General features: G+C 67.0%; 18 protein-coding genes. 3 read left to right on the forward strand and 15 right to left on the reverse strand.

Annotated elements, in window-relative coordinates:
• Positions 1-34: 34 nt before the first annotated feature.
• The 7 genes from BLW40_RS08610 to BLW40_RS08640 form a co-directional block, all read right to left on the reverse strand.
• Positions 35-1,480 (reverse strand): cobyric acid synthase, encoded by a 1,446-nt coding sequence (locus BLW40_RS08610; RefSeq protein ID WP_074767940.1) that lies wholly within the window; start codon positions 1,478-1,480, stop codon positions 35-37.
• 20 nt (positions 1,481-1,500) lie between these two features.
• A complete protein-coding gene (gene nth / locus BLW40_RS08615) occupies positions 1,501-2,130 on the reverse strand; it encodes an endonuclease III (RefSeq protein WP_074767599.1) in 630 nt (209 codons plus the stop codon).
• Positions 2,127-2,903: a histidinol-phosphatase gene (gene hisN, locus BLW40_RS08620; protein WP_074767942.1), complete on the reverse strand. Its 777-nt coding sequence runs from the start codon at positions 2,901-2,903 to the stop codon at positions 2,127-2,129. The genes nth and hisN overlap by 4 nt, the downstream gene beginning before the upstream one ends.
• An 81-nt stretch (positions 2,904-2,984) precedes the next feature.
• Entirely contained in the window at positions 2,985-4,433 is a 1,449-nt protein-coding gene (dnaA, locus tag BLW40_RS08625; protein ID WP_170834549.1) for a chromosomal replication initiator protein DnaA, read from the reverse strand.
• Between the two features lie 580 nt (positions 4,434-5,013).
• Positions 5,014-5,286 (reverse strand): 30S ribosomal protein S20, encoded by a 273-nt coding sequence (gene rpsT / locus BLW40_RS08630; protein WP_002725347.1) that lies wholly within the window; start codon positions 5,284-5,286, stop codon positions 5,014-5,016.
• 92 nt (positions 5,287-5,378) lie between these two features.
• Positions 5,379-5,837, reverse strand: coding sequence for a Spy/CpxP family protein refolding chaperone (locus BLW40_RS08635; RefSeq protein ID WP_074767600.1), 459 nt, complete (start codon positions 5,835-5,837; stop codon positions 5,379-5,381).
• A gap of 14 nt (positions 5,838-5,851) precedes the next feature.
• The gene (locus BLW40_RS08640; RefSeq protein ID WP_074767602.1) at positions 5,852-6,532 is read right to left on the reverse strand and encodes a thiamine phosphate synthase; all 681 of its coding nucleotides are present in this window, start codon (positions 6,530-6,532) and stop codon (positions 5,852-5,854) included.
• Positions 6,533-6,597: 65 nt separating this feature from the next.
• Between BLW40_RS08640 and BLW40_RS08645 the strand changes: the two genes are divergently transcribed.
• On the forward strand, positions 6,598-7,263 hold the full coding sequence (locus BLW40_RS08645) for a YggS family pyridoxal phosphate-dependent enzyme (protein ID WP_074767604.1): 666 nt from the start codon (positions 6,598-6,600) through the stop codon (positions 7,261-7,263).
• Positions 7,264-7,390: 127 nt separating this feature from the next.
• On the opposite strand, the gene BLW40_RS08650 is transcribed toward BLW40_RS08645, so the two are convergent.
• Positions 7,391-8,086 (reverse strand): CatA-like O-acetyltransferase, encoded by a 696-nt coding sequence (locus BLW40_RS08650; protein WP_074767606.1) that lies wholly within the window; start codon positions 8,084-8,086, stop codon positions 7,391-7,393.
• Positions 8,087-8,391: 305 nt separating this feature from the next.
• Here BLW40_RS08650 and BLW40_RS08655 point away from each other — a divergent pair, with 305 nt between their 5' ends.
• Positions 8,392-9,486, forward strand: a complete 1,095-nt coding sequence (locus tag BLW40_RS08655) for a branched-chain amino acid aminotransferase (protein WP_074767608.1) — start codon at positions 8,392-8,394, stop codon at positions 9,484-9,486.
• 153 nt (positions 9,487-9,639) lie between these two features.
• Here BLW40_RS08655 and BLW40_RS08660 read toward each other — a convergent pair whose 3' ends face one another.
• From BLW40_RS08660 to BLW40_RS08675, 4 genes are all read right to left on the reverse strand, one after another.
• The gene (locus BLW40_RS08660; protein WP_074767610.1) at positions 9,640-10,746 is read right to left on the reverse strand and encodes a Wadjet anti-phage system protein JetD domain-containing protein; all 1,107 of its coding nucleotides are present in this window, start codon (positions 10,744-10,746) and stop codon (positions 9,640-9,642) included.
• A 271-nt stretch (positions 10,747-11,017) separates the two neighbouring features.
• Complete coding sequence (locus BLW40_RS08665) at positions 11,018-14,476, reverse strand: SbcC/MukB-like Walker B domain-containing protein (RefSeq protein WP_074767612.1); 3,459 nt, start codon at positions 14,474-14,476, stop codon at positions 11,018-11,020.
• 3 nt (positions 14,477-14,479) lie between these two features.
• On the reverse strand, positions 14,480-15,190 hold the full coding sequence (locus BLW40_RS08670; protein WP_074767614.1) for a DUF4194 domain-containing protein: 711 nt from the start codon (positions 15,188-15,190) through the stop codon (positions 14,480-14,482).
• Positions 15,191-16,642 (reverse strand): Wadjet anti-phage system protein JetA family protein, encoded by a 1,452-nt coding sequence (locus BLW40_RS08675; protein WP_139305543.1) that lies wholly within the window; start codon positions 16,640-16,642, stop codon positions 15,191-15,193.
• A gap of 257 nt (positions 16,643-16,899) precedes the next feature.
• Here BLW40_RS08675 and BLW40_RS08680 point away from each other — a divergent pair, with 257 nt between their 5' ends.
• Entirely contained in the window at positions 16,900-18,486 is a 1,587-nt protein-coding gene (locus BLW40_RS08680; RefSeq protein WP_074767618.1) for a helicase HerA domain-containing protein, read from the forward strand.
• 91 nt (positions 18,487-18,577) lie between these two features.
• Here the strand turns inward: BLW40_RS08680 and BLW40_RS08685 are convergent, their stop codons facing one another.
• From BLW40_RS08685 to BLW40_RS08695, 3 genes are all read right to left on the reverse strand, one after another.
• Positions 18,578-19,948, reverse strand: coding sequence for a glycerate kinase type-2 family protein (locus BLW40_RS08685; RefSeq protein WP_211656747.1), 1,371 nt, complete (start codon positions 19,946-19,948; stop codon positions 18,578-18,580).
• Positions 19,945-21,765, reverse strand: coding sequence for a DUF3574 domain-containing protein (locus BLW40_RS08690; RefSeq protein ID WP_170834550.1), 1,821 nt, complete (start codon positions 21,763-21,765; stop codon positions 19,945-19,947). Before BLW40_RS08690 ends, BLW40_RS08685 begins: the two co-directional genes overlap by 4 nt.
• Before the next feature lie 203 nt (positions 21,766-21,968).
• On the reverse strand, positions 21,969-22,607 hold the full coding sequence (locus BLW40_RS08695; protein WP_074767624.1) for a hypothetical protein: 639 nt from the start codon (positions 22,605-22,607) through the stop codon (positions 21,969-21,971).
• Between the last annotated feature and the right edge of the window lie 94 nt (positions 22,608-22,701).

Consider the following 22,701-nt stretch of genomic DNA (forward strand, 5'->3'; position numbering starts at 1 on the left):
AACAAACAAGGGTTGGCCGGTATGGTCGGACAGGCTACTCCCCCGCGATCCGTTCGATTGCAGTGATGTCGAGCGAGCGCTCGAGATGGGCGGCCAAGCGGTCGAGGATCGCCTCGATCCGGGGCTCCCACGCCATGCCGGACTCGCGGCCGGGGCGCAGGCCGCCCAGGAAAGCGGCGCGGAACGGGTCGGAGGCGAACAGCCCGTGCAGATAGCATCCGGCGACCCGCCCATCGGCCGAGCGGGCTCCCTCGGGGCGGCCCTCCAGACTCAGCAACGGCCGGGCGGCATCGGGGCCGGTGGTGCGGCCCATATGCATCTCATAGCCCCGCACCGGGTGGCCGTCCCCGTCATGACCGGCGATTTCGCACAGCACCTTGTCGCCCGCCATCACCGTCTCGATATCGAGCAGGCCGAGACCGGGCGCGACCGCGCCGGGCGGCCCTTCGACCCCTAGCGGATCGGCAATCGAGCGCCCCAGCATCTGGAACCCGGCGCAGATCCCCAGCACCCGCCCGCCGCGGCGGACATGGGCGGCAAGGTCGATGTCCCAGCCCTGGGCGCGCAGGAAGGCAAGATCGGCAATCGTCGCCTTCGAGCCGGGCAAGATCACCAGATCGGCATCGCCGGGCAAGGCGCGGCCGGGCGCGATCATCTCGAGCGAGACGTCGGGCTCGGCGGCGAGCGGATCGAAATCGTCGAAATTGGCGATGCAGGGCAAACGCGGCACCGCGATCCGCAGCGCCCGTCCGGTCGCGGCGGTGCCACTGCCCAGCGAGGCGGAATCCTCGGCGGGCAGCAAGGCCGCCTCGGCAAACCACGGCACGATGCCAAGGCAGGACAGCCCGGTATGGGCGGCAATGATGTCGAGCGCCGGGGTGAACAGCGCCGGATCGCCGCGAAAGCGGTTGATGACATAGCCCTTCAGCCGCGCCCGCTCATGTTCGGGCAACACCGCGACGGTGCCGACAATCGCGGCGATCGCGCCCCCTCGATCAATATCGACGACCAGGATCACCGGCAGATCGGCGGCGGTGGCAAAGCCCATATTGGCGATATCGCCCGCGCGGAGATTGACCTCGGCGGCGCTACCCGCGCCTTCCACCACCACCAGACCGGCCCCAGAAGCCAAGCGGTGATAGCTGTCCAGCACCCGGGGCATCAGGGTCGGCTTCAGCCGCTGGTAATCCCCGGCCCCGGCCTTGGTCAGCACCTGACCCTGCACCACCACCTGGGCTCCGGTCTCGGAATGCGGCTTGATCAACACCGGATTCATGTCGGCCAGCGGAGCGATCTTGCAGGCGCGGGCCTGCAACGCCTGGGCCCGGCCGATCTCGCCGCCATCGCTGGTGACGGCGGCGTTGTTGCTCATGTTCTGCGGCTTGAAGGGGCGGACGGCAAGGCCCCGCAGGGTAAACAGCCGACACAGCCCAGCCGCCAGCAGCGACTTGCCGACATCGGAGCCGGTCCCCTGAAGCATGATCGCTGGAACGCGGATCGTCATAGGGGTGAGGCGAAGGCACAGAGGTCGCGGATGCGGCAAGACTCGCAATCGGGCTTGCGCGCCTTGCAGACGTGGCGGCCGTGCAGGATCAGCCAGTGATGAGCGTGCAGCAGCCAGTGCGGCGGAATCACCGCCAGCAGGCCGCGCTCGACCGCCTCGACATCCTTGCCGGGGGCCAGCCCGGTCCGGTTGGCGACGCGAAAGACATGGGTATCGACCGCAATCGTCGGCTGGCCAAAGGCGATGTTGAGAACGACGTTGGCGGTCTTGCGCCCAACGCCGGGCAACGCCTCCAGCGCCTCGCGGTCGGCCGGGACCGCGCCGCCATGGCGCTCGACCAGCAGGCGCGACAGGGCAATGACGTTGCGGGCCTTGGTCCGGTACAGGCCGATGGTGCGAATCCGCTCGGCCAGCCGCTCCTCGCCCAGTTCCAGCATCGCCTGGGGTGTCGCCACCTCGGCGAACAGCGGGCCGGTCGCCTTGTTGACCCCGGCATCGGTGGCCTGGGCCGACAGCACCACCGCCACCAGCAGGGTAAAGGGATCGCGGTAGTCGAGTTCGCTGCGCGGCTCGGGATTGGCCGCCGCCAGCCGGGCGAAAAGGGCCTCGACCGCGTCGGGACTCATCCGGCCAGAACCGCCAGCGCCTCGGCATGGGTGCGGGCATCGCCGCTGGCGACGACCCGACCATCCGACCAGATTGTCAGGGGCCGACCCTGCCAGTCGGTCATCGTTCCCCCCGCCCCTTCGACCACCGGGACCAGAGCGGAATAGTCATAGGGCTTCAACCCGGCCTCGACCACCAGATCGACAAAGCCGGTTGCGACCAGGGCGTAGGCATAGCAATCGCAGCCATAGCGCACGCCGCGCGCACGCTGGGCGATGCGGTCCCAGCCGGGACGGGTGGCGGGATCGAACAATTCAGGGGCGGTGGTAAAGGCGCGGGCGTGGGCCAGATCGGGACAGGTCCGCACCGCGACCGGCTGGCCGTTCAGCGTAGTCGGGTGGCCCGCCACCCCCAGCCAGCGTTCGTCGGTGAAGGCCTGATCAATGATCCCCAGCACCGGGCGGCCGCGATGGGCCAGCGCGATCAAGGTGCCGAAACTGGGCTTGCCGGTGATGAAGGCGGCGGTGCCGTCGATGGGATCGAGCACCCACACCCATTCGGCGTCGCAATCGCGCTGCCCTTGTTCCTCGCCCAGGATGCCATGACCGGGATACTCGGCATCGAGAATCGTCCGCATCGCCGCCTCGACCTCGCGGTCGGCGATGGTGACCGGGCTGTCGTCTGCCTTGGTATCGACAGCGATCGGGGTGCGAAAATATTTCCGCACCACCGGGCGAGCCGCCTCGGCCAGACGCAAAGCGAGAGAGACGAATTCAGGAGGGCAGGCGTTCATCGGTTCGGACCCGGGCTTTGGCTTCATTTCCGCCAGTGTGGCCCGAAACCGAGCGGCTGAACAGGCCGGATGTCGCGACGATCAGCCCTGAAGCATCCGACGCAGCAATTCGACGTCCTCGGCGAAACCGTGATCGCTTTCCTTCAGTTCCTCGACCTTCTTGACCGCGTGCATCACCGTGGTGTGGTCGCGGCCGCCGAACTTGCGCCCGATTTCGGGCAGCGAGCGGCTGGTCAATTGCTTGGCCAGATACATCGCCACCTGACGCGGGCGGGCGACCTGACGCGAGCGCCGGGCCGAGGACATTTCGGCCAGCTTGATGTTGAAATGCTCGGCGACCTTCTTCTGGATCTCCTCGATGGTGATCCGGCGGTCCGAGGCGCGCAGCAGATCGTGCAGCACTTCCTGGGTCGATTCCAGGGTGATGGCGCGGCCGACCAGCTGGGCATGGGCGACGACGCGGTTCAGCGCGCCTTCCAGTTCGCGGACGTTCGAGCAAATCTTGTGGGCGAGGAATTCCATCACCTTCTGCGGCACCAGCACGCCCATCTGCTCGGACTTCGACTGAAGGATGCCGAGGCGCAATTCGTAGGTGGTGGCGTGGATGTCGGCGACCAGACCGCAGGCCATCCGCGAGCGCAGCCGCTCCTCGATCCCTTCCAGGTCGGACGGCGATTTGTCGGCCGAGATCACGATCTGGCGGCCCTGATCGACCAGGGCGTTGAAGGTGTGGAAGAACTCTTCCTGGGTCGCGTCCTTGCCAGCGATGAACTGAACGTCGTCGATCATCAGCACGTCGACCGAGCGGAACTGTTCCTTGAACGACATCGTGTCCTGGTGCCGGAGCGCCCGGATGAAGCGATACATGAACTTCTCGGCCGAGAGATACAGCACCGAGCGATGGGGATTGCGTTCGCGGATGTGATGGGCGATCGCGTGCATCAGGTGGGTCTTACCCAAGCCGACGCCGCCATAGAGGAACAGCGGATTGAACGAGACGCTGTCGGCCTCGGCGACGCGGCGGGCGGCGGCCCAGGCGAATTCGTTGGGCTTGCCGACGACGAAATTCTTGAAGGTGAAGCGGGGGTCAAGCAGCGCGCCCAACTCGTCCAGCTCGGCATTGGCGGCCCCGGACTCGGCCATCTGAGCGGCGGTCTGCATGGGCACCGGAGCGGGCTGGCTTGCCGGGGCGGCGGTCTGCGCCACCAGGGCGGGGGCCTCGGACGGCGCTTCCGGTCCGGCCTCGGGGACCGGGGCGGCAGGCTGGCTCGGCACCGCGGCGGCGCGGGCGGTCTCGACGACGATCTCGACATTGCGGATCGCCGGGTTCTCCGCTCCCCACAGGGTGCGGATGCGTTCGCCGTAATGGGTCGAGACCCAATCGCGCAGGAAGCGCGTCGGCAGCGCCAGACGCACGGCCCCGTCGCTGACGCCGTGCACGGTAATCGGCCTCAGCCAGGACCGATAGGCGGAATCGCCCACCTCGTCCCGCAACCTCGTCTTGACCCGATCCCACTCAGACTTCGCCATTGCCGATCCCCGAATCCCTGCCGTCCGCCCGACGGCACCCGCGCCTTCGGCGCCTTCGGCGCCGTCCCTCCGGAAATCCGGACTCATGGTGCGGGATACCTCTTTGTCACCGACCGGATCATTGCGATCGCGGCCTCACGTCCGGATGTCGTCCGCCGCAGGGCGGTGCCCTCGACAATACTGACGTGTCTCAGAGTCTTGCCCTCAACCTATCAAGTCAGTAAACCGCGCCACCGATGGTTATCACAAAATATCTAAATGCGATCTGTGTTCTGCATCACACAGAACCGACGCAACGAAGATGACCATCGATGTGATTTAGCTTGAAGACTCGCGGAACTCTTTGGACTGCCCGGCGAGCTTTGCCAGACTAGCCATCCGACCGAGCACTGGCAACAAGATCGGAACACGAACAACGAAAATTTTTCGCTTGCATTCCGCGACTCGCTGACGGGCCAAGGGGTTGGGTGAAGCGCATCGCAGCGAGGCAAATTCGCCTGTTTCATCCACCCAAAACCAAGGGCCGCGCCCGATGGGCGCGGCCCTTCACGTCAGTAAAAATCGTCCGGTCGAAGCGACGTTAAGCCTGGGGCTTCATGTCGCGGACGCGGGCGGAAAGGCGCGAAACCTTGCGCGACGCGGTGTTCTTCTGCACCACGCCGGCCTGGACGCCCTTCATCAGCTGGGGTTCGGCGGCACGCAGAGCGGCCAGAGCCGCGTCGGAATCGCCCGCCGAGATGGCGAGTTCCACCTTCTTGACGAAGCTGCGGATACGGCTGACGCGAGCGCCATTGACCTCGGTACGACGGGCGGTCTGACGGATGCGCTTCTTAGCCGAAGGATGATGGGCCATGGATGATAACCTTGCAGCTCGGTTGCAAATTCGAAGGCGCGTTTATATGTGCGGGTTGGCCCCGCGTCAACATAGAAATGACGAACGTTCCGTCACCGCTTCGGCGGCGGCGGCAGCGGCGGGGCGTCGCGGTCGAGGATCGCCCGCTGTTCGGACGTCAGCACCTGGGCCAGATCGGCGCGACGCCGGTTCAGTTCTTCATGGACCTGCCCCCCGGCGGCCTGACGGTCGGGCCGGGTCTCGATCCGCTCGGCCGGCGGCATTTCACGCGCCTGCATCTGCATCTGGCGGCGCAAATCGTCGGCGTTGGCGACGCCCTCGGCATAGGCGCTCCATTGCGGCTCCTGAGCGGGCGTGATGCCCAACTTGGCCTTCAACCCCGGCAGCGCCGCCGGATCGAGCATCATCCGCCCCGGTCCCATCCCCATTCCCATCCCCATCCCGGCTCCGCCGCCGGGGCCCATCCCTTGCGCGGCAACGTCGGCGGAAAGACAGAGCATAACCGCCAGAGCGGACAGCGATGCGGCAGCAGCGAGTCGATCGAAGTTCATGACGGTCTCCTTAATCAACCAATTACTAATGTTATCATACCACCGCCAACCTGTCCGCTTCGTGAATCACCTGATACGGGAGAGGCCAACCCTTCGATCGCCGCCAACCCGGCCACGGTGCCGGGCGGCAGACGCCGCGCCGTCGCCGCCGACACGCCCCCAAGAGCGATCAGGGCCAGCCGGGCACGGCGGTGCCACAGCCCCAGGCGCAGCGGCCCCACCACCGGCGCACCGGGATGGCTGCGGCTGGGAAACACTGGCGAGACCAGGGCGGCATCGCCCTCCAATTCCGCCGCCCGGCCCAGCGCCCGGGGCGAATGGGCGGCAACGGTCAGCAGGGCACGGCGACGGCGCACCCAGCCCAGCGCCGGAGCCAGCACGCCATGGCGGGCCAGCCCTTCGGGCAGATGCAGCCCGGCGGCTCCCAACCGGGCGGCCAGCCGCCAGTCCGCCGCGACCAGCAGCACGAGGCGGCGACGGCGGCAGAGCGCGGCCAGGGCGCAAGCACGGGCGGCGCGGGCGGGATCGCTGTAATGGCGCAGCAGCACCCCACTGCCGGGCGGCAGAGCGGCGGCGGCGGCCAGTGGATCGGGCAGCCGACCCTCGTCGGTGACCAGGATCAGCGGTGGCCCGGCCCAGCGCGTCAGGCCAAAGCGCGGGGACTCGAGGCGTCGGGAGGGGTTGGCGGAGGTCATCGGCGGACTATAATACTGCGGCGCGTCCCGCGCCCGACCGACTTGTTAAAAAGGGTATCCCCGCCTTGTCCGATATTGCCGCCGGTCTTGCCGCCATCCGTTCCCGCATCGCCGCCGCCGAGACCGCAGCAGGGCGCGCGCCCGGCTCGGTCGCCCTGGTCGCCGTCGCCAAGACCCACCCGGCCGAGGCCGTGATCGCCGCGCTGGCCGCCGGACAGCGTTTGTTCGGCGAAAACCGGGTGCAGGAGGCGAAGGCCAAATATCCCGACCTGAAGGCACTCCACCCCGATCTGCGGCTGCATCTGATCGGGCCGCTCCAGACCAACAAGGTGCGCGAGGCGGTGGCGCTGTTCGACGTGATCGAGACCCTCGACCGGCCCAAGCTGGCCCGGGTGCTGGCCGACGAAATCGAGCGGGCCGGACGCCGCCCCGACATCCTGATCCAGGTCAATATCGGCCGCGAGCCGCAGAAAGCCGGGATTGATCCCGATCAGGCCGACACCCTGATCGCGCTCTGTCGCTCGGAATACCGGCTGGAGCCGTCGGGGCTGATGTGCATCCCCCCGGCGGGCGAAGACCCTGCCCCGCATTTCCGCCGCCTGGGCGAACTGGCCGCCCGCAACGGCCTGCCGGTGCGAAGCATGGGGATGAGCGAGGATTTCCCCACCGCGATCGCCTGCGGCGCGACCCATGTCCGGGTCGGCTCGGCGATCTTCGGCCATCGCGGATAGAGTTTGCGAGACTTTGACGGTATCGCTTTTGGGGCCGTCACCCCCGGGCTTTGACCCGGGGGTCGATGGGACAGGGCCATGGGGATGGATGGCCGGGTCGGGTGTTTCCCCTTAACCCGGACAAACTCTAATCCTGGTCGAACCGTCCGTTGAAATCTTCGATCAACTGGTTGAGGACAAAGGGATCGGTGCAGGAATGATGCAGCCGCGCCGATAGCGGGATCAGCATCCGCTCGCCGTCAGCATAGCGTTGCCCGAAATAAAAGAAGCTCTGTCCGACCATCTGCGCCGGCCGCCAATGCAGGGTCAGGCCGGTAAAGCGCAGGTTGGACAGGTTGCCGATGAAATGGGCAAAGCGAAAGATCTCGTTGGCCCCGGCCTCTTCGCCCGCCTCGGCACGGACCCGGGCCAGCCGGTCGCGATAGCGGGCGGAAAAGGTCGCCAGATCCTGGCGATAGACATCGTCGAGCACCAGCGAGCGAAAGCGCTCGTCGCCCCCGACCGCGACCGGGATAAAGATCGGCGGATTGCCCAGGCGGTACCACACGCCGTCGATCTTGCGCAGATTGAACGAGGGATGGCGGGCCAGGGCCTGGGCCAAATGCCACACCAGGAACGAAAAGAACGAGTCCGCCAGCGGGGCCGCAGACGGCGCGGCGCGATAGCGGGCCCAGGCCCGGGTAACGTCGAGTTGCAGCGTCACATCGACATGGGGATTTTGCAAATCCGGGCCGCTGAAGAATTCCAGCGCCCAGCCGAGCCAGCCGGGCTGTTTGGTCGGTTCGATCCGATGGGGTTCGAAGCGGGCGGGAATGGCATTCATGGAGGTGACCTCGGTCCCGTTCTGGCCGGTTCGTCTCGCAATGATAGCATGGAGACCGGAGGGTGGCACAACCCACCTTCGACGCCAGAACATACGCCAGACCTTGAACCGCGGGCCGGGGCCGCGTAGCTTGGCACAGTGTGTCCGCCCGCCCTGCGTTTCGGAAGACTCTTCCACCAGCCAGCACACGGGCGGCAATAAAATTACGCGCGGGAGCCGTCGGCATCGCCGAAGATGTCGCACATCCCGCTATTTGCATGCGTTGACCCAACATGAGGCCGGCGAGAAGACAAGGAACGGTATCGATGAACGCTGAACAGGATCTTCCCTTCCACCATCACCCCCATCCTGAGCCGGTTGCCGTCGACGTGCGAACCGCCATGCTCGAAAATCCCGGCTTTGGCCGCGTCTTCACCGACCACATGGTGACCGTCCGCTGGACCGAGGGTCGCGGCTGGCACGATGCCGAGGTGCGCCCGCGCGAGGCGTTGACGCTCGATCCCGCCAACGCCGTGCTGCATTACGCCCAGGAGATTTTCGAGGGACTGAAGGCCTACCGCACCCAGGATGGCGGCGTCTCGCTGTTCCGACCCGAGCAGAACGCGCTGCGCTTCCAGGCCTCGGCCGAGCGTCTGGCGATGCCGATCCTGCCGGTCCCGGTGTTCCTGAAGGCGGTCGAGGAATTGGTGAAGATCGACGTCGAGTGGATTCCGGGCGGCGAGGGCAGCCTGTATCTCCGCCCCTTCATGTTCGCCAACGAAGCCTTCCTAGGCGTCCGTCCCTCGTCCGAATATCTATTCGTCGTGATCGCCAGCGCGGTCGGCGCGTACTTCAAGGGTGGCAAGAAGGCGATCAGCGTCTGGTTGTCCGACCATTACACCCGCTCGGCGGCGGGCGGCACCGGCGCGGTGAAGTGTGGCGGCAATTACGCCGCCAGCCTGATCGCCCAGGCCGAGGCCAGCCGCAACGGCTGCGATCAGGTCGTCTTCCTCGATTCCAAGGACCATCGCTGGGTCGAGGAACTGGGCGGCATGAACATCTTCTTCGTGTTCGAGGATGGCTCACTCCAGACGCCGCCCCTCAGCGGCACGATCCTCCCCGGCATCACCCGCGCCTCGCTGATCGCGCTGGCCCGCCGCGAGGGCCGCGAAGTGCGCGAGGAACGCTATAGCATCGACCAGTGGCGCGCCGACGCCGCCAGCGGCAAGCTGCGCGAAGCCTTTGCCTGCGGCACCGCGGCGGTAATCTCGCCGATCGGCGAGATCAAGGGCACCGACGGCAGCTTCACCATCGGCGACGGCTCGAGCGGCCCGGTGTCGGAGGCGTTGAAGGCGCAGTTGGTCGGTATCCAGCGTGGGCAGATCGCCGACACAGAGGGCTGGGTCCGCAAGATCGCCTGACCCACCCTGCCCTGTCGCGAAACAGCAAAGGCCCGGTCAAACGACCGGGCCTTTCGTTTAACAAGCCCCTCGCCGGGCGCCCGCCTCCGCAGGCTTGGCCGCGGCCTCAATGGCCGCTGATCGCGCCGTGCGTCAGGTTTGACGCTCGCCGCTCTAGCTCAAGCCCAGGGCGCACAGGGCGCGGATCGCCTCGGGCGGCACCCATTCCTGATCGATTCCACGCGCGGCGCACGCTTCGATCAGGGCTTGAAGCGCGGGATCGTCCGAGGACCAGGACCGCTGACCGGCCTTGTCGGTCGCGTCGGTATAAGGATGCCCCCCGCCCGTCGCCAGCAAATCCAGCATCGGCCGGTACAGGGCGCTGAGGGCGATCCGGGGCAAACGTTTGCGCGCCTCGGCAAAGATCATCAGCCCGGCCAGATCGAGATCGCCCCAATAGAACAGCCGTGTCCCCGCCAGCAGGGCGTCGAGCGGCGGGGGCGTTCCATCGACCGGAGCCCCCAGCCACGCCCCGTCAAGCGCGCGGGCGACCGAGGTGGCGACCAGCCCGTGAGTCGAGATCCAGGCGACCGGCAGATCGCGGGTGACGGCGAAGGCGCGTTCAAACGCGCGCGGGTTCTCGACCAGAATCACCGTCTCGGGCCGGGCCGCGCCCGCCGTCAGCAACACCACCGGCGGGGCGGGAAAGGCGTCGAGCCGAATGCCGATCCGGCGCAAGGCCGCCTGAGGCAGTCGGTCCAGCAGCTTTGACGATGCCAAAGGCCCGGCGGCGGCGGCGAGAAAGGCGGCCCGGTCGGGCGGCTCGGCGCGGACCCGCTTCAATTCGGCGACCAAGGCGGCAAGCGCCTCGGTTGGCCAGTCGGCCTCGACCGCCCGCGCAATCGCGATCCATCCGGCGCGTTCCCCGTCGCTGGTGGGCGCGGCTTCGGCGAGGACGGTCAGAATTGCGGGCGACAGCGCCGACGGGTCGGGCGGTTGACGCCCGAGAAAGGCATAGAGCGCCGCCGCGTCGCGCAACGTCACCTTGGCAAGATAGTCCCCGACCCTGTTCTTCTGCCAGGTCAGCGCGACCGCCCCACCCGCCCCGGCCGCTTCGACCATCCGCTGGTTGAAGCGGCGGCAGGCGAGGTCCGAGCCCATCCCGCGATAATCGGGATAGACGTGAAGGTCTTTGATCCGATCCGGCTGGCGCTCGTGCGCGGCCAGGAAGTGATCGAACGCCTGATCGGCGCGGGTGACCTCGACCCGGGCCCGGGCCATCGCCTAGGTCCTGTCCCCATAAACGTCACGGTCGCGACGCGAGGAATTTTGGCGGCCGGGCAGGCGGTTGACCCGCCGTGGACCGGTCGTCCACAAGGGGCAAGCAACGAACCCGGCCACCAAAAGGCCCGCGTCCCTTCGGGCTGCGGAAAAAACGACGCACTGGGGCGTCGAAACGCTTGTCCATAGCACCACTATGCCCATCGCGTTTCTCCTGCCATTGCGCCATTTTTTCCAGCAGCGCGGCGCGCGAGGTTTATGAGGACAGGACCTAGGGCCTTAACGACGCGTAGAGCCGTTCCAGCCGCTCGCGCGACCATTCGCTGGGGTCTTCGCTCATCAACGCCTCTTTCAGCGCCGTGCCGGGATGGGTGACGGTGATCGTCATCCGGCGATAGCTGGGCCGCGCCACCTTGACCAGGGTGTCCATGTATTTCTGCATGAACAGCTTGCCCCCCTTCGGCCCGGCCAGCACCGGCTGAAGCCCGATCTCGCGATAGAAATGCAGCACTTCGCGCTGGTTCTTGGGGTCCATCTTCATGAACGCCTCGTCGAACAGCGCCAGCCCCAGCCCACCCGGCTTTGACGCGGCATAGATTCCGTTGTGATAGGCGCTGGCCAGCGCGGCTCCGATCGCGACATAGAACGGCACCTGCTTCTCGGCGCCCGAGCCGACGCCCAACCGGTGGGCGAAGGTGGTGGCCTTGCCGGTCTCGATGTCGGTCATCACCAGACTGAAACGGAAATAGTTGCGGTAATCCTCATAGCGGGAATAGTCGAGGTCGTCCTCCATCAGGATCGCCTCGATCATCTTCAGGCTTTCGGCGTGGAGCGACGCCTCGATCGCGGCACCGCCGAACAGCGGCAGCAGGATCGTTTCGTCCTGGGTCGCCGCCGCGACCAGGTCGATCAGCCCGGCGAAATCGGCATCGGCCTCGACATCGAAGCGATAGCGCTCGTTATGGAAGGCGTGTTGCCGCAGCACGTTGTTCAGCAGCGCGATCGCGTTGGTCACCCGCTCGAAGCGGTCGCGCAGCATGTTGACGAAATTGCCCTTCAGCAGCTTTTGCGCCTCGTCGACCGCCTCGTCGGCGCGGCGGCGGTGCTGGGCCAAATCCTTGTCGGCAATGTCGCTGCGCAGCCGCGACGCCCACGGCACGATCTCCTCGCTGATCGAGGATTCCATCGTGAAGCCGAGGTCGCGCTGGCTGGTGCGGCGGAACTCGAAGATCAGGCCGAACACCGCCTTGTTGGCGCGGGGAATCTCCTCGGCCAGCCCGGCCAGCCGGTCGTCGCAGGCCCGGGCGATCGGCGGCAGCGCGCCGCGCGACCGGGCGCGTTCCGCCCGCCACAATTCCATCGCCGGAGCGAACAGAACCCGGCCCCGTTCCTCGCGATAGGAATTCAGCGCCACGACCAGTTCGGGCAGACCGGAATTGCAGCCGGTGATCGCGGTTCCCTCGGCCCGCAACGCCTCTTCCAGCAGCCGCTTGGCTCCTTTGCGCGAGTCGGAATCGAGTCCGTCGGGATCGCCCGACCGCTCCAGCTCCAGGATCAGCAGATCGCGGTCGATCTCGGCGATCCGGCGACTGATGTCGGGATTGACGTGATCGCGTAACAGGGTGACCTGCCCCCGCAGCCCGTCGATCTGGCGCTGCTTGTCGCGATAATCCTGCACCGCATCGACCAGCCCGACCGACTGCGCCCGCGCCGCCGCCAGCGGCCCCAGCCGCTCGGCCAGCCCGCGCAGACCCTGGACCAGCGCCCGGGTCTCGGTCTGGGCGTCCTGCGCCTGACGCAGGCGGCTTTCCAACTCGCGCCGCAACGCCCCGCTGGCATCGACGCCGATCTTGCGCTCGCCCGGCTGGCGGATTTCGGTGACCAGCCCGTCGCAATAGGCGCAATCCTTGGTGACGGCGCGGCCGCCCTCTTGCAATTCCGCTTCGGTCTCGACCAGACGGACGTTGCCGACCCGGTGCAGGATGAAGGCGGCGACCAGCGGGTCCTTGGCCCGCAGGATCGCGGCCAGGGTGCCCTTCTGCGCCCGTCCGCTTTCCAGCCGGGTGGTGTTGACGACGCGGCAGCCGCGATAGCGGCCGCTGTGGCGGTTCTGCCGCAACATCAAGATGGCGCGGCGGGCCTGATCGGGCGGCAGCACCACCGCCTCGCGGTCGCGGCCCAGGATCGCCTCGGCGGCGTCGCGCCAGTCGGGATCGAGCAGTTCGATCTCGGAGCAAACCAGCTTGGGAGCGAAGCCCTCGGCTTCGAGATCGAGCAGGAACGCCCCGGTCTCCAGCGAGATCGCCGCCCCGGTCTTGTCGATCGCGTCGAGGCGGCGACGCAGATCCTCGACCTCCTGATTGCCCAGCCCGCGCAGGCTTTCGTCGGCGAGATCGCGCAGGGTCCGACACAAAGCGTCGAGGTCGGGCATCTGGTCGATGACCCGGACCATCGCGTCGGGATCGGCGGGCCAGACCGGCAGGGTGTCGGCCCCGGTCAGCCGTTGCAGCGTCGAAAGCGCGGTCAGCAGCGCGGGCGAGCGCTCGCGCAGCAGGTCCAGCGCCGCCCCGGCCTGACCGGGGATCGTCGCGGCGCGGGTCACCGCCAGTTCCCATTGCTGCACCGGAGCAAGGCGTTCGGCCAATTCGCGCTTGGCCTGTTCGAGGCCCAGTTCGATCCGGGCCAGTTCGCCTGCGACCTCGCTGGTCCGCACCGAGCGTTCCAGCCCCTGCTTCTCCTCGCGCAGGTCAAGGGTCTGGCGCTCGCCATCCTCGATGATCCGCTTTAAGCGGGCGACCTCGGATTGGGCCTTGCGTAGCGCCTTGCGGTGCTTGCGGACCTCGCGGAGCGCGATCAGCACCCGAGCCCGGCGCAGCAACCACAACCGGTGGAACTTCTCCTCGACCAGGGTGGCGTGGGTGCTGGCGGCGGCAAGAATCGCGTCGAGATCTTTGACCTGTTGCAGCAGGCGGCGGATCGTGTCGGCGATTTCGCGGTAATTGCGCATCGATTCGCGCAAGCCCCGGATCGAAATCGGGTCGCGGTCCAAGACATAGGTGCGGACGAACTGGCTTTCGTCGTCGATCGTCTCGAAACTGACGGCATTGGCGAAGGCGCGGCGGAACTGGTCGATGCCGCCATGCTGCCCGGATTGCGAGCAAAAATGCAGCATGTCGCCGACATGCTCGCTCGGGCTCATATAGACCCGCACCTCGCCCCCCTCGGCGGCGCAGCGCGCCTCAAGATGAGCCTCCAGTTCGGGCCAGGAACGGGCGACGTCGCCGTCGGGGCCGGAGACGACCAGATCGGAACTATCGACCGTCAGCCCGGCGACCAGCCAGCGGGCGGTGGTGTCCTCGCGGGTTTCCGACTGGCGCGCCTCGAAGATCAGGCCGGTCGAGACCGCGCGTCCATCGACCGGATCGCGATAGGCCAGCGCGATATGCGAGCGGGCCGACTCGCGCAAGGGGGCCTCGCCCGCCCCACCCAGACGGCCCAGGCAATAGCCGTGGACGCTGCGCCGGTTCTTGCGCTTCTTCTCGGGATTGGCGGCGGCGTTCAGTTGCAGAGCGTTCTTGTCGTTGGACAGCATCGCGGTCTGGATCGCGTCCAGCAGGGTCGATTTGCCCGAACGGTTCTCGCCATAGACGCCGATCGCGCCGCGCATCGGAATGTCCTGGCGCCCCAGCAGGAACCAGTCGATCAGGGCGACGTTCACCAATTCGTACATCGGTCAGGCTTCCCCGTCTTCGTCGTCGGCCAGACCGGCCTCCTCGCGCGCGACTGCCGCGCGGTCCAGCCCGTCCAGAGTGCGGTCGCTTTCCTGGGCAAAGCGTTCGATCATCTGCACCTGAGCCTCGCCCGAAACAAGGCGGATCGTCGAGCGAATCCGCAAGATCACGTCGCGGGTCTCGGGGTCTTCCTCGCCGATCTCGACCAAAGCGCGGCGGCGCAGATCGAGCAGGATGTCCTGGAACCGGGCGCGGGGAATCCGCTCGCGCCCCAGGATCGCGGCGTGACGGGCGAACAATTCCTCGGAGGTGGTCGGCACGGTGGCGCGGTCCTCGGACAGGCCGGTATTCATTCCCTCCTGCCAGATCAGCCCCAGCAGCAGCAAGATGATCGTCTCGTCGATCCGCAGCCGCGCCCCGAACAGGGTGCCGCCTTCGTTGGGCACCAGCCCGACCCACTGGTCGGTGGTCTCGATCACCAGCGCATAGCCAAAGGCATCGAACACCCCTTCGACGATCTGGCGGGCATCGGGGCGCAGCAACGCCTCGTACAAAGGCGCCATGCCGCGGTCGCCGTTATAGATGAACTGGCGATCGAGCAGGACGTTCAGCGCCCGGCGCAGGGTCTCGACCGCGCGCTCGGCGGCGGCCTGGCCCTTGGCGGCGGCGACCTTGTCCTCGAACGCGGCCAGTTCTGCCAGAATTGCCGGCATTTAGCTCTCCTCGGCGGGGATGATGGTGAAGTTGGGCGCCTCGATCCACGCGCTGTCGTGCCGCCCCTCGGCCGGTTCAAGGCGGTATCGCCCGTCGATCTCGCTCGCCCCCGGCTCGTCCAGCCGCTCGATCAGGGCGTCGAACGCGGCGAATCCGGCCAGATCGGCAGGGGTCAGCCAGCGTCCCTCGGTCGGGCGGCCGGGGGCGACGGTGCGGTCGAGGAAGGCGGCCAGCGTCGCCTCGTCCGGCTCCAGCATTCCTTCGAACGCCTCGACCAGCAGATCGCGGAAATCCTCGACCGGATCGGCCTCGGCGCGTTGGACCGGACGAAGCCGGATCGGGGCCTTGGCCTCCCGAGGCTCGGCGAAGCCCTCGGGCGAGAACAGCCGGGGCCGCGCGATCAGCAGGGTCGGCGCGTCGAGGTCGAGCCCGTGCGGCTCGGCCCGCGCCCGCAGCCCGTCGAGGCGGCGCATCGTCGCCGCCAACCGCGCGGTGATGCTGTCGTCGCTGCGGTCCATATAGCGGATCGTGTTGCGCAGCCTGCGTTCCAGCCGGATGCGGAATTCCTCGATCCGGCTGACGAAGCTGGTCATTCCCTCGAAGATTTCGGCGATGGTGTCGAGCTGCTCGAACACCTCGCGCCGCGCCGTGGCGAGGTCGGGGCTGACCCCGTTCTTGACATAGGCCTGGGCGATATCGCCGACCAGGGCGGAATCGGCGGCATGGGCACGGGCCATCCGCGCCACGTCGGCGCGAAAGCGCAGCGGATGCTGGGCATAGGAAAAGGTCGCCTTGTAATCGGCGATCAGAATCCGGCCGATGAAATCCTCGAAGAAGGTGTCCAGCCGCGACTTGATGTCGGGACTGGCCATGATCGCCCGCTGTACCGCGCGCAGCGACGACAGGATCGCCCGCAGGCGGCGGGTGAAGCGGACGGCGTTGGCGGCGGCTTCGGGCAGGCCCAGCGCGTTGGCCGAGGGGTTCAGCGCAATCGCCTCGATGCTGGATTTGACATCGACGACGACGCCGCCGAACAATTGGGGCAGGCCGCGTTCGATCGCGTCGAACTGGTCGGCCAGCGCCATCGCCGCCGACGGCATCTCGACCACCGCGTTGAAACCGTGCGGTTCTTCCTCGATCCAGCCGCAGCGGAGCAGACGGCCATAGACGTGCTGGGCCTTGCGCCCGACCTCGTCGGCAGGGACCGGCAGCGGCTTGCGCCCGCGTCCGGCCGGAACCTCCTCGATCTCTTCCGCCTCCTGCCACAGTTCGGGCCGCTGCCGCACCAGCCGCGCCAGCGTCTCGACCACGTCGTCGCGCAAGGGGACGACGATCCGGCTGCCGCTGAAGAACTGGCGATAGACCGCCAGCACCGCCTCGGCGTAAAGATGCCGATTGCCGCGACTGAAGATCAAAAAGGCCGTGTCGTCGAGATGGCCGAACAGAGACACCGGTCCCGCTCCGATTGGTTTGTTTCGGGTCAACGCCAAGCCGGGGCCAGGCGGGGCGACCACACATCGCACGTCAAAGAGCCGGTTTCAATCGCAAGCGCGGCCCGGCCCCGGACGAAACCCGATTGAAGAAAGGGTTGGGGTTAGCGTAAGACTCGACCCCCGCGCGGTGGCTGGGGAACCGGCTCCGGTCCGTCGTCCCGCATGGCGCATCGCCCCTCGCCCCCCCTCCCGAACCAGAAGCAGAGCCTTTTGACGTGAATATTGTCCTCGGCACGACGACTTCCGGCGCTCCGGCCTTCCTCTCGATCGAAGAGCTGCTGTCGACCCGTCTGCTGGTCCAGGGCAATTCCGGCTCGGGCAAATCGCACCTGTTGCGCCGCCTGATCGAGCAAAGCGCCCAGGCGGTCCAGCAGGTCGTCGTCGATCCCGAGGGCGATTTCGCCAGTTTGGCCCAAGTCTTCAACCACATCGTCATCGACGCCGCCGCGCAGAGCGAGAACGGGATGCGCCAGATCGCCCGCCGCACCCGCCAGTCGCGGGTCTCGGTGGTGGTCACCCTCGAACATCTCGATACCGAGCGGCAGATGCGCTATGCCGGGGCGTTCCTCAACGCCCTGTTCGACATCGACCGCCAGTTCTGGACCCCGGCCTTGGTGGTGGTGGACGAGGCGCAATTGTTCGCCCCCGCCGTGGCGGGCGAGGTCTCCGACGAATCGCGCAAGACCTCGCTCGAAGCGATGACCAACCTGATGTGCCGGGGCCGCAAGCGCGGGCTGGCCGGGATCATCGCCACCCAGCGGCTGGCCAAGCTGGCCAAGAACGTCGCCGCCGAGGCCAGCAACTTCCTGATGGGCCGCACCTTCCTCGATATCGACATGCAGCGGGCCGCCGATCTTTTGGGGATCGACCGCCGTCAGGCCGAGATGTTCCGCGATCTCGAATGCGGCCGTTTCGTCGGCCTTGGCCCCGCTTTGTCGCGCCGTCCGGTCTCGATCAGCATCGGCGAGGTCCGCACCCACAGCAACGCCAACGGCGCCAAGCTGATGCCGTTGCCGGAACGCTCGCAGGAGGAAGCACGCGGACTGCTGTTCCAGGCCAACGCCCCCCAGATTCCCCGCTACACCCCGGAAAAGACGATGGGAACCGAGGCGCTGCTGGCCTCGATGAACGAACGTCCCTTGCCCGCGCCGATGGTCGGAGCGGACGACGACGAGGGGCCCGAGAGCGAGGCGGAGACGCAGACCGAAGCGACGGAAACGGACGCACTGCCCGAGGCGGACCCGCCGTCCCCTCCCCCTCCCCCTCCCCAGCCCCGCGCGGTCGAACGGCCCGAACCCAACGCGAAGGACGGGATCGAGGCCGTTCTCGACGGATTGTTCAGCGAGGCCGGGGCGACCGGACGCTCGGTCGCCAAATTGTACGACGAGTTCCTGGCGCGCTGCCGCAAGCGCCGCCTGTCCGGCCGGGTGCTCGACATCGTCCATTTCCGGCGACGGCTGGTGCTGGCCCAGGCCGGAATCACCCCGGCGGTCGCCGAACTGCCGGGCTGGCCCCAGGCGGTGGCGATCGCGGGCCGCCTCGACGAGGCGTTCCAGGGGCTGTTCCTCCACCTCGCCAGCGCGGCGATCCAGGATCTGCCCTGCCCGACCGATCAGATGATCGCCCAGGCCTGCGGCACCCATTCGCCCCGCCGCGCTTTGGGGCTGCTGGCGCGGATGCAGGCGCTGGGCATCGTCGAGCTTTACGAGGAACTGAACGGCCAGCGGGTCATCGTGCTGACCGAACTGCAATGGCGGACCGCGCCGGGCGATACCGGCGACGCCCCGGCCTGGATCAGCTGACCAGTCGGTCGTGAAAAAGTCCTTCGGCCTTTGGCCTCAGTGTACTTTTCCCCGGTTCAAAAAGTACACCGAGCGACAGCGGGGGACTTTTTCACGGGAGATTGACCAGGATCATCTGAAGATCGCAGACATTGGTCCGGGTCGGCCCCGTCTTCAGCAGATCGCCGGTGGCTTCGAAGAAACGATAGGATTCGTGGGCGCGCAAGGCGTCCGCGATCGACAGACCGGCGGCGTGGGCGCGGCCCAAGACCTCGGTCGAGGCATAGGCTCCGGCGGCGTCGGTGGGTCCGTCGCCGCCATCGGTCGCTGCCGACAGCAGAGAAATCCCCTCACCCCGACGCGGATCGCGCTCCATCTCGCCCAGAAAGGCCAGCGCCAGTTCCTGGTTGCGACCGCCCTTGCCCGAGCCGGTCAGGGTCACCGTGGTTTCTCCCCCGGCAACCAGAAACACCGGCGGGACAGCCAGCAGAGAGTGGTCGCGGACGTCGCGGGCGATCGCGAACAGAGCCTTGGCTACCTCGCGCGCCTCGCCGGTCAGGGTGCTGGTCAGCGGCACCGGGGCATAGCCCCGCGCGTGGGCCTCGGCGCAGGCGGCCCGCAGCGCGGCGAGATTGGTGCCGATCAGGCAATTGGTGGTCAGGGCCAGGACGGAATCGTCCGGCTTCACCGTCTCGGTCCCCCGCCCCGCCGCCCCCGCTTCGAGCCGGTGCAGCACGGTGGCCGGCACCCGCTCGCGCAGTCGAAAGGCGGCGAGAATCTCCAGCGCGTCGGCAAAACTCGTCGGATCGGGCGCGGTCAGACCCGAGGCGATGACGTCGAGCCGGTCGCCGACGACGTCGGACAGGATCAGGGCCAGCGAGCGGGCCGGGGCGAGGCGGCGCAGCAATCCGCCGCCCTTCAACGCCGACAGATGCTTGCGGACGCAATTGATCGCGCCGATCTCGGCCCCCGACGCCAACAGGGCGGCGGTGACCGCCTGCTTGTCGGCCAGGGTCACCCTCGGCTCGCCCTCCTCCGACGGCGCGCACAGCAGGGCCGAGCCTCCGCCCGAAATCAGGATCAGCACCAGGGTACGGGCGCAGGCCGCCTCGGCCAAGGCGGCGATGGCCCGCGCGGCGGCGACACCATTGCCATCGGGCGTCGGGTGCCCGGCCTCGACCAATTCGATCCGCTCCAGCGGCTCGCCATGGCCGTATTTGGTCACCACCAACCCGCCGCCGATACGGTCGCCCAGCACCTGCTCGACCGCGCGGGCCATCGGCGCCGCCGCCTTGCCCGCCCCCAGCACCAGGACGCGGTCATAGCCGTCGAGATCAAAATCGAGGCGCTGTCCATCGAACGACACGACCAGACGGTGTCCGTCCCGCCGCAGGTGATCGACAATCATCTGAAAGGGATCGACTCGCCCCAGCGCGGCTCGGAAGATCGCGTCGAGATCGGCCCGGATCGGATCGATGCTCACCGACGGGGCAATCCGGTTTCGAAGCGGCATTGCTCGGGCGGGCAGGCGCGCTCGATCCACAACACGCTGTCCTGGTCGAAGCGACGGCGATAGGCATCGACCGCCTCGGCCAAAGCGGGCAGTCCGGCCCGGCTGGTCATTACGATCACGTATTTGCAGCCCTCGCGGACCAACGTCCCGCCGCTGATCCAGCCGCCCTGGCAATCGAGCGCGGTAAAGCCGGGCGTCCGGGGAGCCAGCACGTCGGTAAGAAACGAATCCCACGCTCCCGGGGCGACATCGCCGCCGCGCCCGGTCGATAGACCGAACACCAGTTCGACGACGACCGGATCGGCGTCGGGCGCGGGTTGGGGCGCGCAGGCGGCCAGCAGAGCGATCAGTGCAACCGAAGCAATTCGCGTCGCCGTCATGTCTCCACCACCATCGGACGTCGTTTTCGGAGCCGATGATAGCACCGCCGGGACGGCAGGGAAATCCGCGCTCCGCACCCGATTGCGCCCGTCCGTCTTCGCCGCATAGAGCGCACTGTCGGCCCGATTGATCGCATCGGGCAGGCTTTCGCCCCCGCCGATCTCGGCAACGCCGATACTGGCGGTCAGCATCGCCATGGCGGTTCCGTCGCCGAGCGAAAGGGTGGCAACCGCCCGTCGCAACCGCTCGGATATTTCCAGCGCCGTCGTCAGCCCGGTATCGGGAAAGCAGACGACGAATTCCTCGCCGCCCCAGCGGGCGGTCAAGTCGCCGGTCCGCACCACACTCGTCAGGCACTCGGCGACCAGCAGAAGCGCCCGATCGCCGACGGCGTGGCCCTGGCTGTCGTTGATCCGCTTGAAATGGTCGAGATCGATCACCGCGACCGACAGCGACCCGTTGCGGCGGCGGGTTCTGGCCAATTCGGTTTCGGCCAGCGCGTAAAAGGTCATCCGGTTCATCAGCCCGGTCAGGCCGTCAATCGAGGCCAGCCGCTCGAAATAGGACCGCTCGGCCCGCAACACCTGGATGGCGGTGCCGACATAGGCGATCGCGCCGATCGCCAGCATCGCGCCCTGATATTCGAACGCGCCCTCGCCCGCCCCAAACAGCATCGCCCGCCCGACGAACAACAATTCGGTCCACGACACCAGCAAAGCGATCGAGATCGGAGACAGCCGATGCGCCGCCCATAAAAGCGGGATCAATTGCAGATAGGCCACCAGCGACAGCGGAATCTTCCCGGCCGAAAAGGTCACCAGGGAAGACGAGGCGCAAAACAGCGCGGTCGTCACCACCAGCCAGCGCAGCACCGCGACCTGAAGCGGATCGTCGAATCGGCGACGGTCGATCAGATAAAGAAGGGGAAGAGTCAGGGTGCAGACGGCAATCAAATCGCCGATCCACCACGCCGATATCAGCGACAGCGCCCGCTCCAACGTGAAATCGGCAAAGACGACGAGATTGAGCACGCCTCCAACCGCCGCAACGCCGCAAAACAGCGGGGCCGACAAAAACCCGGCTCCAACCCGATCGGTCTTGTCACGGGACGAATGGCCACGACCAAGCACCCAGGCGAAGCCGCCATAGCTGCAAACGTGGATCGCCCCATAGACGACGGCCTGGGCGATCTGGCTCCATCCCAACGGTTCGCCGGTGATCGCGCCGCCGAGAATCGTGGGCAACCCGGCTCCGATCCAGACCATCGGAATCGCCGCCCGACCAAAGCTGAGAAACAGGGCGACATCAAGGGCGGACGGGGGAAACCACAGGCTGGCATGCGGGGCATAGCCCAACACGCTGGAGACCGACCACAGCCCGACCCACGCCAACACGGCAAGGACCATCCGCCGCCCATACCGTTCGATGTATGCGACCATAGGCCCAATTGGCGACATACGAGCGGCTCTCCCAGTCGCGCCTCAAGGACAGTCAACCCCTATACGATAGCATGGGGCGGGACTGTTTGATGAGGGCGCTTATCGCCTCTGCATAAAAATAATTATAATTCCAACCAGTTCTGACAGGTTAGGCGCAACCGTCACTCGCGCTATTGCCTCATCAACCAGAGGGGGATCAGGAGTCCGTCGCGGAACCCGGCACTCCAGCAATCGCGCTCGGGCGGCAGACGGTAGGGATTGAGTGCCACCACCGTCGCCTCCAGCGACCCAAAGGCGGGGTCGATCTGATCGCGGCCGATCGTCCAGCCTTCGGCATAGATGCGACCGAAGAGCGACGATCCGATCAAATTGACCGGCAGGCTTGCCGCCGATTGCTCTGGCTGGAGGGCTCGTTCGGGGCTCGCTTTCGGCGCGGACAAGGCGGGGGGGATCGTTTCGCGCGCGATGGTGCGATCCAGCCAAACCCCCCGCTCGGGAGACACCGACAAATGGTCCGGGACGAAGGCCAATAAGTCCTCCGCCCCGATCGGCGCGTTGAACTTGCAGTGAATGCCGATCGGGTCCTTGCCGACAATCGTGCAATCATAGGTCTGGTTCTGCGCCTTCAGTCCGATCGCCATCCCTTCATCCGGACTTTTCGATCCGATCATCGACAGGTGCGTCCCGCCCTGGCCGAAATCGCGGATGATGCACAGCGCGTTGGCACCTCCCCGGTTCGTCATGATTCCCTTTTGTTGGGATTCATAGCGTTTGTAGCGCCGATTTTCCTGGAAGGAGAGTCTCGCCATCCTGGCCACCTTTCCCGATTTTGTCTGACTGGAGCGCCGAGGGGAATCGCTGCCGCCATCCACTATCGAGCTAGAAATGAGATATTAATAGAGA

The organism is Magnetospirillum fulvum, assembly GCF_900108475.1.
GTDB lineage: Bacteria > Pseudomonadota > Alphaproteobacteria > Rhodospirillales > Magnetospirillaceae > Phaeospirillum > Phaeospirillum fulvum_A.

What these genes read in the sequence shown, in the direction of transcription:
- BLW40_RS08655 (WP_074767608.1), top strand. Translation starts at nt 8,392, where the DNA reads ATGAACGCTGAACAGGATCTTCCCTTCCACCATCACCCCCATCCTGAG.
- BLW40_RS08695 (WP_074767624.1), bottom strand. Translation starts at nt 22,607, where the DNA reads ATGGCGAGACTCTCCTTCCAGGAAAATCGGCGCTACAAACGCTATGAA.
- BLW40_RS08640 (WP_074767602.1), bottom strand. Translation starts at nt 6,532, where the DNA reads ATGACCTCCGCCAACCCCTCCCGACGCCTCGAGTCCCCGCGCTTTGGC.
- BLW40_RS08650 (WP_074767606.1), bottom strand. Translation starts at nt 8,086, where the DNA reads ATGAATGCCATTCCCGCCCGCTTCGAACCCCATCGGATCGAACCGACC.
- nth (WP_074767599.1), bottom strand. Translation starts at nt 2,130, where the DNA reads ATGAGTCCCGACGCGGTCGAGGCCCTTTTCGCCCGGCTGGCGGCGGCC.
- rpsT (WP_002725347.1), bottom strand. Translation starts at nt 5,286, where the DNA reads ATGGCCCATCATCCTTCGGCTAAGAAGCGCATCCGTCAGACCGCCCGT.
- BLW40_RS08670 (WP_074767614.1), bottom strand. Translation starts at nt 15,190, where the DNA reads ATGCCGGCAATTCTGGCAGAACTGGCCGCGTTCGAGGACAAGGTCGCC.
- BLW40_RS08660 (WP_074767610.1), bottom strand. Translation starts at nt 10,746, where the DNA reads ATGGCCCGGGCCCGGGTCGAGGTCACCCGCGCCGATCAGGCGTTCGAT.
- hisN (WP_074767942.1), bottom strand. Translation starts at nt 2,903, where the DNA reads ATGAACGCCTGCCCTCCTGAATTCGTCTCTCTCGCTTTGCGTCTGGCC.
- BLW40_RS08690 (WP_170834550.1), bottom strand. Translation starts at nt 21,765, where the DNA reads ATGGTCCTTGCCGTGTTGGCGTGGGTCGGGCTGTGGTCGGTCTCCAGC.
- BLW40_RS08610 (WP_074767940.1), bottom strand. Translation starts at nt 1,480, where the DNA reads ATGCTTCAGGGGACCGGCTCCGATGTCGGCAAGTCGCTGCTGGCGGCT.
- BLW40_RS08635 (WP_074767600.1), bottom strand. Translation starts at nt 5,837, where the DNA reads ATGAACTTCGATCGACTCGCTGCTGCCGCATCGCTGTCCGCTCTGGCG.
- BLW40_RS08665 (WP_074767612.1), bottom strand. Translation starts at nt 14,476, where the DNA reads ATGTACGAATTGGTGAACGTCGCCCTGATCGACTGGTTCCTGCTGGGG.
- dnaA (WP_170834549.1), bottom strand. Translation starts at nt 4,433, where the DNA reads ATGGCGAAGTCTGAGTGGGATCGGGTCAAGACGAGGTTGCGGGACGAG.